This window comes from Microcoleus sp. AT8-B5 (assembly GCF_036705565.1).
Lineage (GTDB): Bacteria > Cyanobacteriota > Cyanobacteriia > Cyanobacteriales > Microcoleaceae > Microcoleus.
On the sequence record NZ_JAUBUY010000005.1, the window covers coordinates 95,070 to 110,507 of the forward strand.

General features: G+C 47.2%; 14 protein-coding genes. 7 read left to right on the top strand and 7 right to left on the bottom strand.

The genetic code is table 11. The features are described 5' to 3' along the window. Positions 1-373: 373 nt before the first annotated feature. A complete protein-coding gene (locus QUB39_RS05485) occupies positions 374-601 on the bottom strand; it encodes a hypothetical protein (protein ID WP_333054772.1) in 228 nt (75 codons plus the stop codon). A 442-nt stretch (positions 602-1,043) separates the two neighbouring features. Continuing rightward, positions 1,044-1,610 (bottom strand): COP23 domain-containing protein, encoded by a 567-nt coding sequence (locus QUB39_RS05490; RefSeq protein ID WP_333208248.1) that lies wholly within the window; start codon positions 1,608-1,610, stop codon positions 1,044-1,046. 694 nt (positions 1,611-2,304) lie between these two features. Between QUB39_RS05490 and QUB39_RS05495 the strand changes: the two genes are divergently transcribed. From QUB39_RS05495 to QUB39_RS05505, 3 genes are all read left to right on the top strand, one after another. Next, positions 2,305-2,910 carry a hypothetical protein gene (locus QUB39_RS05495; protein WP_333054770.1) on the top strand — a complete coding sequence of 202 codons (606 nt, stop codon included), beginning with the start codon at positions 2,305-2,307 and terminating at the stop codon, positions 2,908-2,910. Positions 2,911-3,048: 138 nt separating this feature from the next. Then, the gene (locus QUB39_RS05500) at positions 3,049-4,425 is read left to right on the top strand and encodes a cytochrome P450 (protein WP_333054769.1); all 1,377 of its coding nucleotides are present in this window, start codon (positions 3,049-3,051) and stop codon (positions 4,423-4,425) included. Next, positions 4,400-4,540, top strand: coding sequence for a hypothetical protein (locus QUB39_RS05505; protein WP_333054768.1), 141 nt, complete (start codon positions 4,400-4,402; stop codon positions 4,538-4,540). The genes QUB39_RS05500 and QUB39_RS05505 overlap by 26 nt, the downstream gene beginning before the upstream one ends. A gap of 424 nt (positions 4,541-4,964) precedes the next feature. Here the strand turns inward: QUB39_RS05505 and QUB39_RS05510 are convergent, their stop codons facing one another. Next, positions 4,965-5,252: a hypothetical protein gene (locus tag QUB39_RS05510; RefSeq protein ID WP_333054766.1), complete on the bottom strand. Its 288-nt coding sequence runs from the start codon at positions 5,250-5,252 to the stop codon at positions 4,965-4,967. A 494-nt stretch (positions 5,253-5,746) separates the two neighbouring features. On the opposite strand from QUB39_RS05510, the gene QUB39_RS05515 reads away from it, so the two are divergent. From QUB39_RS05515 to QUB39_RS05525, 3 genes are all read left to right on the top strand, one after another. After that, complete coding sequence (locus tag QUB39_RS05515) at positions 5,747-6,007, top strand: MoaD/ThiS family protein (protein ID WP_015179186.1); 261 nt, start codon at positions 5,747-5,749, stop codon at positions 6,005-6,007. A 495-nt stretch (positions 6,008-6,502) separates the two neighbouring features. Beyond that, positions 6,503-7,801 (top strand): threonine synthase, encoded by a 1,299-nt coding sequence (thrC, locus tag QUB39_RS05520; RefSeq protein WP_333054764.1) that lies wholly within the window; start codon positions 6,503-6,505, stop codon positions 7,799-7,801. Positions 7,802-7,993: 192 nt separating this feature from the next. Further along, on the top strand, positions 7,994-8,269 hold the full coding sequence (locus QUB39_RS05525; protein ID WP_333054763.1) for a MoaD/ThiS family protein: 276 nt from the start codon (positions 7,994-7,996) through the stop codon (positions 8,267-8,269). 474 nt (positions 8,270-8,743) lie between these two features. Here the strand turns inward: QUB39_RS05525 and QUB39_RS05530 are convergent, their stop codons facing one another. From QUB39_RS05530 to QUB39_RS05545, 4 genes are all read right to left on the bottom strand, one after another. Continuing rightward, positions 8,744-10,630, bottom strand: coding sequence for a ribonuclease J (locus tag QUB39_RS05530; protein ID WP_333054762.1), 1,887 nt, complete (start codon positions 10,628-10,630; stop codon positions 8,744-8,746). Positions 10,631-10,927: 297 nt separating this feature from the next. Continuing rightward, entirely contained in the window at positions 10,928-11,821 is an 894-nt protein-coding gene (gene dapA, locus QUB39_RS05535) for a 4-hydroxy-tetrahydrodipicolinate synthase (RefSeq protein ID WP_333054761.1), read from the bottom strand. 106 nt (positions 11,822-11,927) lie between these two features. Beyond that, the gene (locus QUB39_RS05540) at positions 11,928-12,971 is read right to left on the bottom strand and encodes an aspartate-semialdehyde dehydrogenase (RefSeq protein ID WP_333054760.1); all 1,044 of its coding nucleotides are present in this window, start codon (positions 12,969-12,971) and stop codon (positions 11,928-11,930) included. A 132-nt stretch (positions 12,972-13,103) separates the two neighbouring features. Continuing rightward, positions 13,104-13,307 carry a hypothetical protein gene (locus QUB39_RS05545; RefSeq protein ID WP_333208246.1) on the bottom strand — a complete coding sequence of 68 codons (204 nt, stop codon included), beginning with the start codon at positions 13,305-13,307 and terminating at the stop codon, positions 13,104-13,106. A 678-nt stretch (positions 13,308-13,985) separates the two neighbouring features. Here QUB39_RS05545 and tig point away from each other — a divergent pair. Then, on the top strand, positions 13,986-15,404 hold the full coding sequence (gene tig, locus QUB39_RS05550; RefSeq protein WP_333054759.1) for a trigger factor: 1,419 nt from the start codon (positions 13,986-13,988) through the stop codon (positions 15,402-15,404). Positions 15,405-15,438 lie beyond the last annotated feature (34 nt).

Sequence of the window (15,438 nt, forward strand, 5' to 3'; positions counted from 1 at the left end):
ACTAATTGGAATTCCCCAACTGGATTTAACCATTTTTTCCGATAATTCCGCTGTTGGTTCACTTCCCTCTTCAAAAGCATAAACGCAAAAATTTGGATCTCGATACTTGCCCCTACAGTTAATCCCAATCAAGAAACCTTTGGCATTAAAAATCGGGTCGCCACTCATACCGATTTTACCTCATTTGTATAGCCCAACCTATAACCTTGAGGCAAAGATTTGGCTAGCGGCACCGAAACGAAGCCCGCGTCAATCGATTTTAGATTTTAGATTTGAGATTTTAGAGGCGACCCCACGGATAAATGCTCTTTCTTGAGGATTTTCGATTTTCGATTTGGGATTGACTTGCGCGAGATAAATCACGTGGCGGGTACTACCTTTGAAATTCGTGGTCAGCGAAACTCCTAACCTCAGCACCCCCAGGAAAGCCGACTGCCAACACTGGCTCAGACACCGCTCCGGGTTCAAGGCTGAATAGTGCTATTTTATACTCGATCGCGCTGCGAAACAGAACGATCGCCCGATCGGTATTGCCCAGCCGCCTCAGAACTCCTAGCAGTGGGTGGAGGAGGCCGTCGTCGGTGACAAGTCCGATCGCCACAACCTGCTAGTTAGTGAGCACCCTATAGGTTTGGCCCTGCAGCCGGACGCTCGTCTCGGAACCAGAAGATTTCCCCGTCGGGATGCGTACCGCTGTTTGACGAAGAATTTCAAAGGTGGTATCCGCCACGTGCTTGATCCGTGGAATCAATCGAAAGCATCTAAGGAATGAGAATTAAATAACTTAGAATGCGTGATGCTTCTTGTGGGATGGGCCTGAAAGCCCGTCCAGAAAGGGCGGGCTTTCAGGCCCAACCCACTTTCAAGAGTGTAAATTATTTAATTCGCGATCCTAAAATCTAAAATCCTCAAGCCCCCGAATTTATCCGTGGGGTCGCCTCCAACATCCAAAATCTCAAATCTAAAATCTAAAATCGAATGACGCGCCAAACTTTCCACCTCAATCCTTGGAATTGGTGACGGGATGGAAAATTTGCCCATCTTTAAGGCTGTCCCGACGGCGGAGAAAAAGAAGGCTGTTGCACCTCATCATCCGTGTTTTCCCCTAGCTTTTTCCTGACATCAATGTAAGGAATTTTACTGGTCTCATCAAAAGACGGCATCCCGACATATCCTTGGCGCCAAGCCAACAAATTATACAAAGAGCCGATCGGGTCTTGGCCGGGTCTGAGGGTATAAATCAAATTTTGACACCGCCCATTGACTTGATTCGCCGTGCAGATGACGTTCTGGCCGTTCATTTGGCCTGCTGTAATGTACTTAAGCATTCGTTGGCGGCGATAGGTTTCGAGGCGTTGACTCACTAATTGACACCGAGTTGCCGGATCGTAGCCAGAACCGGAGAAATAATCGGAAGTCCACTCAATCCAAGGCTCTACAGCACCTTGAGCGTTTTGGTACACCGTCACCGGCGCACCAGTCGAGGTATTGCACCAAAATCCACTTTCCCCCGACGCTCGCCGACCGTAACTCGGTTCAGAAGCAACCGTCAGGCCGCTGAGGGCGATGGCTGTTGCCGCCAAAACTTTTGTCCATAATTGCTGTTTCATGATGTTCTCACTCTTTTTGATGGGATGCGACACAAAAATCACCGAATGCTGCGATAACACCCTTGACACGCCTGTTCGTTACAGATCCGCTGACTGAGGAATTATGTGATTCGCGACTTGACCAGAAACCAGTTTTTTTTACGAAAACACTTCGTTGCAGCCCTTATGCCTGGTTAAACAACCCGGTTTCTTTGCTTTTGATCCGTAAGTTTTGATATTGTTCGCGACTTGGACATTCCCTCTAACCGCGATTATCGGCGCTGTTAAAAAGGCGCTCCGAAACCGAGCTTAAAATGCGCGCGCCAGTCTGAATTCTGTCCTCATTACTACTAATCCAGCTCGGGCTGTCGCAAACCGGAAAGAGGCTCTTTACCTCAGATATTGGAATTGCTCGAATTGCAACGGTACATCACACCTACTGACACGGTATTTGATATCACTTTGCGATCGAAGTCCCTAGCTCGATCTGCTGCGATACCGAGACGGCAGGGTTGCACAAATGAGGACTAATACTTCCTGTGCCCGATCGATCGAACGTGAAAATGAAGGTATTGACCAGAACTCTTAACTTGTTTTCATCTCCGTATTACGGATACCTAGAAATACTTCTAAGTGAGTGTAATCAGGGACTAAATGCTTTCTACTACCAAAGTTCACCCTCCGTACACTGAAGTTTAGTTGAGTATTAAAAACTATGAACCGTATCTGCAAACAGTTAGGATATTTAGGCGTTTGGTTAATTTTGATAGGCGGTAGCGGTTGTTCTACCTCAGATGCAGCTACCTCAACCGAAAACCAGAGCCAACTCTCCCGAAGCGCCCCTCAGTTCCAACACCTACAGCTAACGGGAAATCAAATTGAGGCTCGATCGAGTCAATTAACGCAGCCTTATAAATCTGTTGCCTCAGTTTTAGGCAGTGCTACCCTCTCAGAAAATACTGCCACCGTTACGGTTTATAAGGTAGATAATTTATGTCAAAATCTGAAGCCGGAAACAGTTACAGGCCCAGAGAACCAGTTAATGTCATCGGCGGTTAATGAAGTGTTAAAGCAGCAGATTTTCGATAGTCTTGGTTTGGCTGGCTATCGCCTCAAGATCGATCGCGACCTCGGAATAGCTACCGTGGATCTGCGAGCCTCCGGAAATTCGCGGCAGAAATTGCAAAATTTGTCCAGTTGTCAAATGTTAGGTTTGTTCGGGGGCGTGCGCCAAACTTTAACCAGTTATGCTCCTTGGCAAATCAAAACTGTTCGTTTTACAGAGCTTGGAGAGGATATTTTGAGCACAGTTCGAGAATAAGCGATTAAAATTATTGGAGATGGGAATTACACAATTCTCCCCTTAAAAACAAGGGTTGGGAGGGATTGAATAAACCTTCAAACCCTTTGAAGTTTTTTGATACTGCTAAGTCCTGTGACCCAAACCCCGGTAATTCCTATGACACTACCTGACGGCCCCAAAAGCCCCCGCTTCGTGCAGCTAATTCAATGGATTGGCGATCCGCTGACATACCTGGATCTATCTGCCAAAAAGTACGGGGAGATTTTCACGACTCGATGGGGCAAGCTCAAACCATTCGTGATGATCCACAACCCGCAAGCCATCCAGGAAATGTTCAACAGCAAAGCTTTTGACGCTCCAGGCGAGATCAACGGTATTCTTAAACCCTTGCTGGGAGAACAATCCATGATTGTGCTCTCTGGAGAAAAGCACAAACGCGATCGCCAATTATTAATGCCACCTTTTCATGGGGAACGGATGCGGAATTACGGCCAACTAATTTGCGATATCGCTCGAGATGTTGCCTGCAAATGGTCTGTCGATCGACCTTTTGTTGCCCGCAGCGCCATGCAGGAAGTCACCATGCGGGTAATCTTGCAGGCTGTCTTCGGTCTGGATGACGGGCCACGGTTGCAGCAACTGTCCCCGCTGCTGGCTGCGATTATCGATACGATCGGCTCTCCTTTGCGATCGAGTATGCTGTTTCTAGGCTGGATGCAGCAAGATTGGGGGCCCTGGAGTCCTTGGGGACGGATGAAACAGCAGCAGCGGAAAATTAACGAACTGATGGACGGCGAAATTGCAGAACGCAGACTGCAACCTGATGCCAACCGCACCGACATTCTCAGCTTAATGATGGCCGCGCGCGACGAAAACGGGCAACCAATGACCGATGAAGAATTGCGCGACGAGTTGATGACGCTGCTGTTTGCAGGCCACGAAACCACAGCAACTGCCCTAGCTTGGGCATTTTACTGGATTCACAGTTTGCCCTCGGTGCGCCAGAAGTTGCTGCAAGAATTGGACAGTTTGGGGGAAAATCCCGATCCGATGGAGATTTCCCGCTTGCCTTATCTGAGTGCAGTTTGTCAGGAAACGCTGCGAATTTACCCGGTGGGAATGCTGACGTTTCCGCGAGTGGTACGATCGCCCGTGGAACTGATGGGACATCAACTCGAACCGGGCACGGTTGTTTTCGCCTCAATTTATTTGACCCACAGACGGGAGGATTTATATCCAGAACCGCTGCAATTTAAACCGGAACGGTTTTTGGAGAGGCAATTCTCGCCTTACGAGTATTTGCCCTTTGGAGGCGGCAGCCGCCGCTGTATCGGCTTGGCGCTGGCGCAGTTGGAGATGAAACTGGTGCTGGCAACCATTTTGCGGGATTTCGACCTAGTATTGGCCGAGAAAAAGCCCGTACAGGCCAAACGCCGAGGGGTGACTTTAGGGCCAGCCGGTGGCGTGCGGATGGCCCTGCTGGGGCGGCGGATGTCGCAGCAGAAGCGTGAACCTGTTGTTAGTGGAGTTTGAAGTCGCAGCAGTTGCAGGGGACGATCGAACTTTGGGCTTTGAGTGCAAACAATTTAGCGAGAAAGTGCGATCGTCCGCCAATGCCACAATTTTTTGTAGCACCCGCTACAGATAAATAGCTAGAATCCTTAACCTGTAAGCCTCCCCTCTCTCAATTTTCAAATTCTCAGTCTAAAATAATAGGAGCCTCGCAAACACAGCCTGAAAGCAAAAGTGGGTGATTGCAATAGTCCTCTTGATATCTCAAAAGCCTCCCTGCCATACTTTAAAAACATATGCATACCCTGTTATTCAGCAAGGTCGGAAGCGTGTTGGCAATGCCACCAATCTTCCGGCCTCTTTATTTTTTGGGCTACTTCAGGCATTGGAGACAAGATGCAGAAGGCAAGGCAAAACTATAAATTCTCCCCCTGTCCCCCTCTGCCCCTCTCCCCAATGTAGAGATTCTGCCTCTAATTCCAATAGAATCCGACAGCAAGTTTAAGGAATCACTAAGGAATAATTAATAACTTGTTAAATTATCTCCTTTGGCCCTTCTCTCAATCTTCTGTTTTCAGAAATTCTGACACCGAGACAGACTTCGGGAGACTCTCCATATCTTGAATTTCGCTTTCGTGGGCAAAAAACTCGACTTCTTTGTCGTCAATCTGGATTTGATAGCTAGCGGTAGCTGTCACAACCCGTCGCTTTTTTTTATCTTCTATTAAAACCCAACACACTACAGGTCTTACCCATCTCTCAACGTGCTGGCTTTGCTTGGTACTGCCAAAGGCATACCAGCCTTTAGCTTCAATAATCTGAAGCACTTTAAAATCGTTATTTGCCATATATTTCTATCGCGTTAACTTCAGTATTCTTCTTAGATAGAACGGGTAGCTTGCTAAGCATGGCAAAGGTTTGGCAATTCCAATCCACACTTTATAACCTGATTTTTTGTCAGGAAAAGCGGGTTGACAGGGCCTTGTCTGCGTTGTTGCCTGCTAAATGTAGTGCGAGCTTTTTGTACTCTCCCACAATTACCGTAAAGTATCTATACCGCATCCTCAAAAAATATTCTCGCATTAGCCTCAACAGCAGCCAACTAGACCTTAGCTAGCTGCATCTAAGTGGATGCAAACTGCTTCTAACACCTGGTTGGTGAGAGCGATCGGCATACAATCCTGTTAAGACTTTTTGCTGCAATCAACTATCATCTTTACCCGGTGGGGTAAAACTTAACTAGAGGTTGCCGCTTTCAATTCTAAGCCTCGGCGCGCCTAATTACTAATTAATTGTATGGTGTAGTTGATAATTGCCAAACCGTCGATCGCACTCAACAGCCGTGTCTAACTCTTCGATTACCATCACCGTTAAACTGTTCGCCGCCTTCGGTGAAGCCTACGGCGTTTCGGAACTTACATTAGAACTTCCTCCCGAAACCCCAGTGTCTCAAGTGCTCGAAAGCTCGATCGCCCAATATCCTCAATTAGAACAATGGCGCGATCGCACCCGCTTCGGCCTCAACCTGGAATTCGTCTCCCCCGATACCATCCTCCAAGACGGTGACGAAGTTGTCCTCATCCCTCCCGTCAGCGGCGGGTAGGCTAAGTTGGTTAATCTGAAATGTTGCACCATTCTCAATAAGCTTTTTATGAACAGGCTTTTCGGCCTGTTCCACAAAGAGTGAATTTTCTTGTGGAACAGGCCGAAAAGCCTGTTAAGCGAGAATCGTGCAACATCTCAGTTAATCAAAAATTCGAGGTTTTGTAGTTGTGTTCGATCGCACGACTGCCCAATTCTTAGCCAAAAAAAGATTTATTAAGTTTTGTAACAATTTCGTCGGCAAATCATCCTTGAGATCGATCGGGCTGGCGTGCGGGCCTGAAAATCTGGGTTAAGAACCCGATCCTGAAAACAACTCAAATCCTTGTGGTATGGGCGTCCCGCCCGCCCAAATATCAAAGTTAAATACACCACTGTTTAATTTAATTGAAAAATCAATCCCGACTAAAAAAATCGGGTATGGTTGACGCACTAATTTGAGCGTGGTATTCTGCGAAAAGAATTAACAAACATCGCAAAACTAGAGAGTTGAGCTATGACCCAGGCCACCAGAACACAATCCACAGCAGCAACCTTCACAGCCCTCAAATGTAAAGAATGCGGTGAAGAGTACGAACTCCAAGCCAAGCACGTCTGCGATTGCTGTTTTGGCCCGCTTGAAGTCAAGTACGACTACGACGCCATCCGCCGCACCGTCACTCGCCAAACCATCGAAGCCGGCCCCAACTCGATCTGGCGCTACCGCGCATTTTTACCAGTCGCTACAGATAACGTCATCGATGTCGGCACGGGGATGACTCCTCTATTAAAATCCCACCGCTTGGCCCGCCGCCTCGGTCTAAAAAATCTTTATATTAAAAACGATGCCGTCAATATGCCCACTCTCAGCTTTAAAGACAGAGTGGTGTCAGTCGCCCTCAGCAGAGCCAGAGAATTGGGTTTCACAACGGTATCCTGTGCCAGCACCGGCAATTTAGCTAACTCTACGGCTGCGATCGCCGCCCACGCCGGACTCGACTGCGTAGTCTTCATCCCCTCCGACTTAGAAGCAGGCAAAGTCCTCGGCACTCTGATTTACAATCCAACTGTCATGGCAGTTCACGGCAACTACGATCAAGTTAACCGTCTCTGTTGCGAAGTCGCCAATACACATGGCTGGGGATTTGTCAATATCAACTTGCGTCCCTACTATTCCGAAGGCTCAAAAACCCTCGGTTACGAAGTTGCCGAACAGCTAGGCTGGCAATTGCCCGATCACATCGTCGCTCCCCTCGCCTCCGGCTCTTTGTTCACAAAGATTTACAAAGGCTTTAATGAATTCATCGAAGTCGGTTTAGTGGACGAAAAGAAAGTCAGATTCAGCGGTGCCCAAGCTGACGGCTGTTCCCCCATCGCCCAAGCCTTCCGCGAAGGCCGTGATTTCGTCAAACCGGTGAAACCGAATACAATTGCTAAGTCGATCGCGATCGGCAATCCAGCCGACGGTATGTACGCCTTGGAAATCGCCCGCAAAACAGGCGGCAACATTGAATCCGTCAGCGACACCGAAATCATCGAAGGCATGAAACTGCTAGCAGAAACTGAAGGCATATTCACTGAAACCGCAGGCGGCACCACAATCGCAGTCTTGAAGAAACTCGTAGAAGCAGGTAAAATCAATCCCGATGAAACCACAGTCGTTTACATCACCGGCAACGGTTTGAAAACGCAAGAAGCAGTTCAAGGCTACATCGGCGAACCCATCACCCTCGAACCGAAACTAGAAGCATTCGAGCGCGCCCTAGAACGCGCCCGCACGCTCGAACGCCTAGAATGGCAACAAGTTTCGGTTTAATAAATAGTCATTAGTCATCAGTCATTAGTCATTAGTTATTAGTTATTAAGCTGTTGACTACTGACTGAGGACTACTGATTAATAGTCATCAGTCATTAGTCATTAGTTATTAGTTATTAAGCTACTGACTACTGACTACTGACTACTGACTACTGACTACTGACTACTGACTACTGACTAAGGACTAAAAAAATGACCGTCAAAGTTTTAATTCCAACCCCCCTGCAAAAATTTACCAACAATCAAGCCACCATCGAATGCGCCGGCGATAACATTTCCGAATTAATTGAATCGCTGGAAACCAATTGTCCCGGCATCAAAAAAAGCCTGTGCGACGAAAAGGGAGAACCCCGCCGATTTCTCAACTTCTACGTCAACAGCGAAGACATCCGCTTTTTGGATGGCTCAAATACAGCCCTCCAAGATGGCGATGAAGTCAGCATTGTTCCTGCTGTTGCTGGTGGCTGATTAATTTTCAAATAAACGCAAGTGAACGCAGATAGTTATTTAAATCTATCTGCGTTCACTTGCGTTTATTTACGGTTTAAAAACTACTCCTTCGCTAAGCTGTTCGGCATTTAAAGGGCTTGCGTAAGGTGCGTCAGCATCTAAGGTTTTCCGTTTCAGCGTAAGGGTTATAGCTGACGCACCCTACTAGCCTCGTTACTGGTTTAAATGCTCCACAGCTTAACCGAGAAAATCCTACAAATCCCGGATTAGGTAAGGAATGAGAATTAAATAACTTACAATTTTAATTGTTATTGTGGGATGTGCGTCCCGCCCGTCCAAAAAGGACGGGCGGGACGCCATCCCACAATCTTGTGGAAGTTATTTAATTCTCATTTCTTATATCTAGGCTGGTAGTTGCGCTTGGGTACCCAAGCGCAACTACCAAACCTAAAACTCCTTTCTTTGTTCGCAGTGCGTCCGAGAATTATCCTACTAGGAAGCTGCCCTTGCAGCAGTCCGGGGACGGCGCCGGCCCGTCACCTGATTGGCAGGAGATGGCAAGGATGGGGATGATGGCGATGACGGCGATGATGGCGATGATTGCGAGGATAATAGCTTAGGTGCTTCCAGGGCACCTGGAGATACTGCTGCTTTTTCCGATCGCACTGCTTCTTCAGGAATTTGCATCAGGAATACCAACAGCGGATTGCTTTGCAGTTCCCGGCGCATCACTCGCTGAATTGCTTTTTCTATTTGCGTTTGCACTCCTACCCAGTCAACATCAACTTGTGAGTCAGCAGTGGCAGGTTTTACAAATTCTGACCAACGATCGCTCAAAACTGTTTCAATGGTTTGAGTGATTAATTTGATAACCTCCGCGCGATCGGCTGATGTCACTACACCTTTCAAGTGGACTTCTGGTTTAGCAACTAATTTGCCTTCCCAATTCAAAGCCGCCGCTACAGTTACAACGCCATCTCCCGCCAACTGCTGACGTTCCTTGAGGACGCTAGCTTTGACAACGCCCGATCTAGAAGCATCTACCAATTCAATTCCTGAAGGCACTTGACCAGCAACTCGTATCGAATTTTCGGTCAATTCTACGACATCGCCGTTATCAATAACCACCATATTGCTAGCGGGAATGCCCATGCTTTGAGCCGTCTTGGAGTGCTGGATCAGCATCCGGTGTTCCCCGTGAACCGGCAAGAAGAACTTGGGACGAGTCATGTTAATCATTAACTTTTGGTCTTCTTGACAACCGTGGCCGGAAACGTGAATGCCTTTGTCGCGGCCGTAAACCACGTGTGCTCCTAGCATCATCAGTTTATCGATCGTGTTTACCACTGCGATCGTATTTCCCGGAATCGGATTAGCTGAGAAAATGACAGTATCGCCCTTTCTGATTTTCAGTTCGTGATGTTCGCCGTTAGCAATGCGAGTCATCGCCGCCATCGGTTCGCCTTGGGAACCTGTAGTTAAAATCAGCACCTTGTCTTCTGCCAAATTGCGGATTTCTTTCAGCGGTTTGAAAATACTATCTTCGCATTTGATGTAGCCAAGATTGCGGCAGTGAGCGATGACGTTAAGCATCGACCGGCCAACCACTCCGACATACCGATTGTTTTTCTTAGCCAAGTCCAAAACAATTTGCAATCGGTGTACCGACGAAGCAAAAGTCGTCAGCATTATCCGTCCCGGTGCTTGAGCGATAATTCTGTCTAAATTCGGCGCCACAGAACTTTCCGAAGCGGTAAAACCGGGAACTTCCGAGTTAGTAGAATCGCTGATCAAGCACAGCACGCCTCTCTCGCCGTACTCCGCCAGCTTTTGCAAATCAAAATGCTCGCCGTCTACAGGAGTGTGGTCAATTTTAAAGTCTCCGGTGTGGATCACAATTCCGACGGGAGTGTGAATTGCCACCGTAAAACTGTCGGCCATCGAGTGAGTGTTGCGGATGTATTCGACTAAGAAATTCTTGCCAATTCTGACAGTATCCCTGGGTCTAACCGTTCTCAATTCAGTGCGGTGAGACACTCCGGCTTCTTCGAGTTTTCCGGCTAGCAAAGCCATCGCCAAACGCGGGCCGTAGATGACTGGAATTTCAAATTGTTTGAGGTGATAAGGGATACCACCTATGTGGTCTTCGTGACCGTGAGTCACGATCATACCTTTAATTTTGTGGCTGTTTTCCCGCAGGTAAGTCATGTCGGGAAGGACAATATTTACCCCGTGCATTCCATCTGTCGGGAACGCTAAACCGGCATCTAAAAGAATGATTTCGTCGCCGTACTCGAACACACAAGTGTTTTTACCGATTTCGTGCAGCCCGCCGAGGGGAATAACTTTTAGAGCAGATGCAGTTGTATTTTTGATCATGCGTATCCTTTGTTAGTTATTTTTGTTATTGGTCTGTGGTCTATGGTCTGTCGTCTTTCGTCTTTCGTCTACGGTTCGTTGGTAGGGCGATATTTTTCCAAATATTTATGGAAAAATCCCTGGCGGGTTTTACTCTCCCGTACAGTCAGTTGTCTTTGGCCTTCATTCTTCTATCTTCAGTCTTTAATGCTTGACTGTTAGCTACTTACTAACACTTAATTACTAATGACTGATAACTCAGAACTAATGACTGATAACAACCAATATTCAGTTGTCTGAAAACTCGTTCTCGCTCGTCTAGCTAGCTGATACTGCTGCTAGCTGACTCAGTACGTCCTTTAACTTTTGAGTTACCTCAACGGGCGGATCGCACAGGGGCGGACGGGTGGAGCCGACATCCCAGCCTTGAAGCTTGAGAGCTGTCTTGACTGGAATGGGATTTGTGGTGAGAAAAAGAGCTTTAAACAGGTCAAAAAGTTGCAAGTGAATCTGGGTAGCGACTTGAACTTGACCGGCCTCGAAAGCTTTGATCATCTGTTGCAGTTGTTCTCCTACCAGATGGCTGGCTACGCTAACTACACCAGATCCTCCTACCGCCAACATTGGCAAAGTTAGGGAATCATCTCCAGAATAGATGGCAAATTCAGGGGATGTCAAGCACCGAATTTGACTTGCTTGATCCAAGTTGCCACTTGCTTCTTTTACGGCCACAATGTTGGGAATTTGGGCCAATCGAGCCACCGTCTCCGGCAACATATTCTGACCAGTGCGACCGGGGATGTTATATAACATTATAGGCAATTCTGGAGCAGATTGCGCGATCGCCCGAAAATGATTATATAAACCTTCTTGCGGGGGTTTGTTGTAATAAGGAACCACCTGCAAACAACCGTCTAACCCTAGTTTAGCTGCTTTTTGGGTAGCTGCGACTGCTTCTGAAGTAGAATTCGAGCCTGCTCCGGCGATTACCAACGCCTTACCGGCCACCGCCTTTTGTACCACCTGAAATAATTCGTACTCTTCATCCCACGTCATAGTGGGAGACTCGCCAGTAGTGCCGCACACTACCAAGCTATCTGTACCGCGATCGGCTAAATGAACTGCCAATTGTTCTGCTACCGCATAGTTAACGCTGCCGTCTTCCTTAAACGGCGTAATCATTGCAGTCAGAACCCGTCCAAACTTTACCACACTTTCTCCGATTTTAGACTGTTGATGTTTGATTTTAAATTTTTGATTTCAGATGAAAGGTTTATCTAAAATCCCCAATTTCAATTTTCAAGTTGCGAGGCTTCCCCTAATTAGAAGCCGCCGCCACTTGGCTTCGCAACAAATTTTTTTCTACCAGCAACTCAGCTATCTGCACCGCATTTAAAGCCGCCCCTTTGCGAATTTGATCGCCCGACAGCCACATTTCCAACCCGCAGGGGTGAGAAATATCTTGGCGAATCCTGCCGACTAACACGTCATCCTTACCGCTGGCTTCTGCGGGCATCGGGAAATAATTAGCTTGCCAGTCTTCTACCAGCTTAACCCCGCTTGCCTGCTTTAAGATTTCCCTGGCCTCGATCGCGCTAAAAGGCTCTGCAAACTCTAGATTAATCGCTTCCGAATGAGCCCGCAGTACGGGAACCCGCACACAAGTTGCCGTAATTTTAATCTCGTCCGTACCAAATATCTTCCGAGTTTCGTTTACCATTTTCATTTCTTCTTCACAATACCCCAAATCGTTAATCGGGGTGTTGTGCGGAAACAAATTAAATGCTAACGGGTAGGGAAATATATCTGTTTTGGGAGTTTCTCCCTGCAAAATTGCTCTTGCTTGAGCTTTCATTTCCTCCATTGCCCTGGCCCCCGCCCCGCTGGCAGACTGGTAAGTTGCTACAACGATGCGCTGTATCGGCCTAACTTTGTGAAGTGGCCAAACGGCAACCGCCATCAAAATAGTCGTGCAGTTGGGATTTGCAATTATACCTCGGTGAGCTGCTGCCGCTTGGGGATTGACTTCGGGAACCACTAGCGGTACCGTCGCATCCATGCGGAAAGCGCTAGAATTGTCAATTACCACTGCCCCGGCTGCCACAGCTTGCGGAGCCCATAATTTAGAAGTAGAGCCGCCGGCAGAGGCGAGCACCAAATCTACATTATCAAAAGATCGCGCCGAAACTGCTTCCACCTGCAGCATCTCGCCCCCAAAAGGCAAGGTAGTGCCTGCTGAACGTTCCGAAGCCAGCAGCTTCAAGTGAGAAATCGGAAAAGTCCGGCTGTGCAAGAGTTCTAGCAACTCGGCCCCGACTGCGCCGGTAGCTCCTAAAATGGCAACTCGATAGGATTGAGACAAATTAGTTTCCTCCACAAATTAGAGTCTAAAGGATCGAAATCAAAAATTTAAATAACTGCAATTCTCAATATCAAACTTAATTAATGTTATGCGATATCAGGAGCATGAGAGGATAGCAATGGTGCAGTTAACCTAAAAGGGCGATCGAACTTCCCGATCGATCCGTGCGATCGTACCCAATGCCAGTTTAGCATCTTTTGTCGCTCGCCCACGCCCAATCCGCATCCGGTTAAGTTTTGCGATATATCTGCATTTTCGCAGGCGCATCCATTGACTTTGACTGGCCGCAGAGACCGGCAAGATTGACATCACAGGGCGATATGTGCTATGGTGCATCGGCAATTAGTGGACTTAACCTCCACATTCCTAGCAGCAAAAGCTAGTATCCTCAAACCCAAACTATTTGGCAAGAGCCAAAAAAGTAGCCGGCAATGACTTACAGTCTCATCCGGTAAAGGTGTTGTAGTTGTGCCGTTACGAGTCAAAGCGTACAAAATTAAAATGCAGGCAAAGTCAGATTTGTATGTATTTTATCAAGGAAATTGGGTCTAAAACCCTGTCCTTCTAGGACGGCTTTAATTTCTTAAATCCCTTCCTAAAAGTCAGGAAATTTCTAGTATTCTAGAGTAGTCAAGGTTAAACTCCTGCGCCCTAGTGCATAAAAACAGTTAACGACACACTTTGGCGCGTAAACCGGGGGACAAAGAGCGGCGAAAACTCTATAAACAGCTAGGGGCTTAACACAGTTCCTTTAACCAGAGAAACAAACTATTTAGTCTTGTTAAGTAGGGTAGGGCATACCCGAACTCTAGGTAAATATCCTAGTACGCTTTTGGAGATAGACCAAGAGGGATGACTGCGAATCAGGCTCGTTAATTGGTAGGATTTCTACGGTTAAAAAGTTTGAGGATTGCCGAAAGGACGCAACATTTTAAGGTCAGTCGCTGAATTAAGAATCCCTGACCTAAAGGACAGGGAGTGTCAATACACTATTGTTAAATATCAAAAAAGCCGATGAAAGTAACCCAGGAAAAACTTCCAGCTAGCCAAATTGGTCTGGAAATCGAAGTACCGTCAGAAAAGTCAAAACAAGCTTACGAGCAAGTAATTAAACAATTTGCTCGCGAGGTTAGTATTCCTGGGTTCCGCAAAGGCAAAGTTCCCCGTCAAGTTTTGCTACAGCGCCTAGGCCAGAGTCGTTTGAAGGCGACGGCTTTGGAAAATTTGATTAATGATTCCCTGCAAAAAGCCCTCGAACAAGAAAAAATTGCGGCAATTGGCAGTTTTGAACTTCGCACCGAGTTTGAAGAATTACTAGAGAAGTTCGATCCAGAACAGCCTCTGATTTTTTCGGCGAAGGTTGATGTACAACCCGAAGTAAAAATGGGTCAGTACACAGGTTTGCAGCTTCAAGCAGAAGAAGCTAAGTATGATGAGGGTCAGGTAGATGAGGTATTGGCAAAATATCGATCGGACAAAGCTACTTTAATCCCCGTAGAAGGCCGGCCAGCTCAGTTGGGAGACACGGCTTTGGTTGATTTCTCCGGTAGATTTGCGGAAGCACCAGAAGGCGAAACTCCCGCAGAAATTCCCGGTGGCGAAGCAGAAGACTTCCAAGTAGAATTGTCGGAAAATCAGTTTGTACCGGGCTTTATCCAAGGCATGATCGGGATGAATCCAGGAGAAACGAGAGAAGTTTCTGTACAGTTCCCCGAAGAGTATAGCAGTGAAGAATTAGCCGGAAAACCAGCAGTCTTTACGATTACCCTCAAAGAACTTAAGGAAAAAGAATTGCCGGAGTTGGACGACGACTTCGCCCAAGAAGTCAGCGAGTTTGAAACCTTAGCAGAACTGCGCGAATCGCTGGAAACTCGGTTTAAAGCCGACCAAGAAAACCAGACATCAGCTAATAAGGAAAAAGCTATATCAGCAGCACTTGTGCAGCTAATAGAAGTGGAAATTCCCGAAACAATGGTCGATCGCGAAATCGATTATTTGTTGAATCAACAAGCCCTCCAATTGAAAAATTACGGCATAGATATCAACCAACTGTTTACCGAAGAAAATATGGGGCCGATGCGGGAACGCTCGCGCCCGGAAGCAATCGAGCGCCTCAAGCAGAATTTAGCTCTGGCAGAAGTAGCCAAGCTGGAATCCTTATCTGTTGAACCAGCAGAAGTAAAAGCAGAAGTAGCAAAAATCAGAAAGCAGTTTCCCAAAGGAGATTTTGACCCCCAAAGGTTGCAGGAATTTGTAGCAGAAGACTTGCTCAAACAAAAAACCCTGAAATGGTTGGAAGAAAAAGGAACAATCGAACTCGTACCTGAAGGCTCACTGACTCCTGCAGCAGCAGAAGAATCAGAAGAATCGGACGCTGAAGATTCAGCAGAAGCAGCCACGAGCGTTGAAGTGGAAGTCGTAGGCGAAGAATAGGGCGCAGAATCAAAGTAGTAGGGACACCGCACGC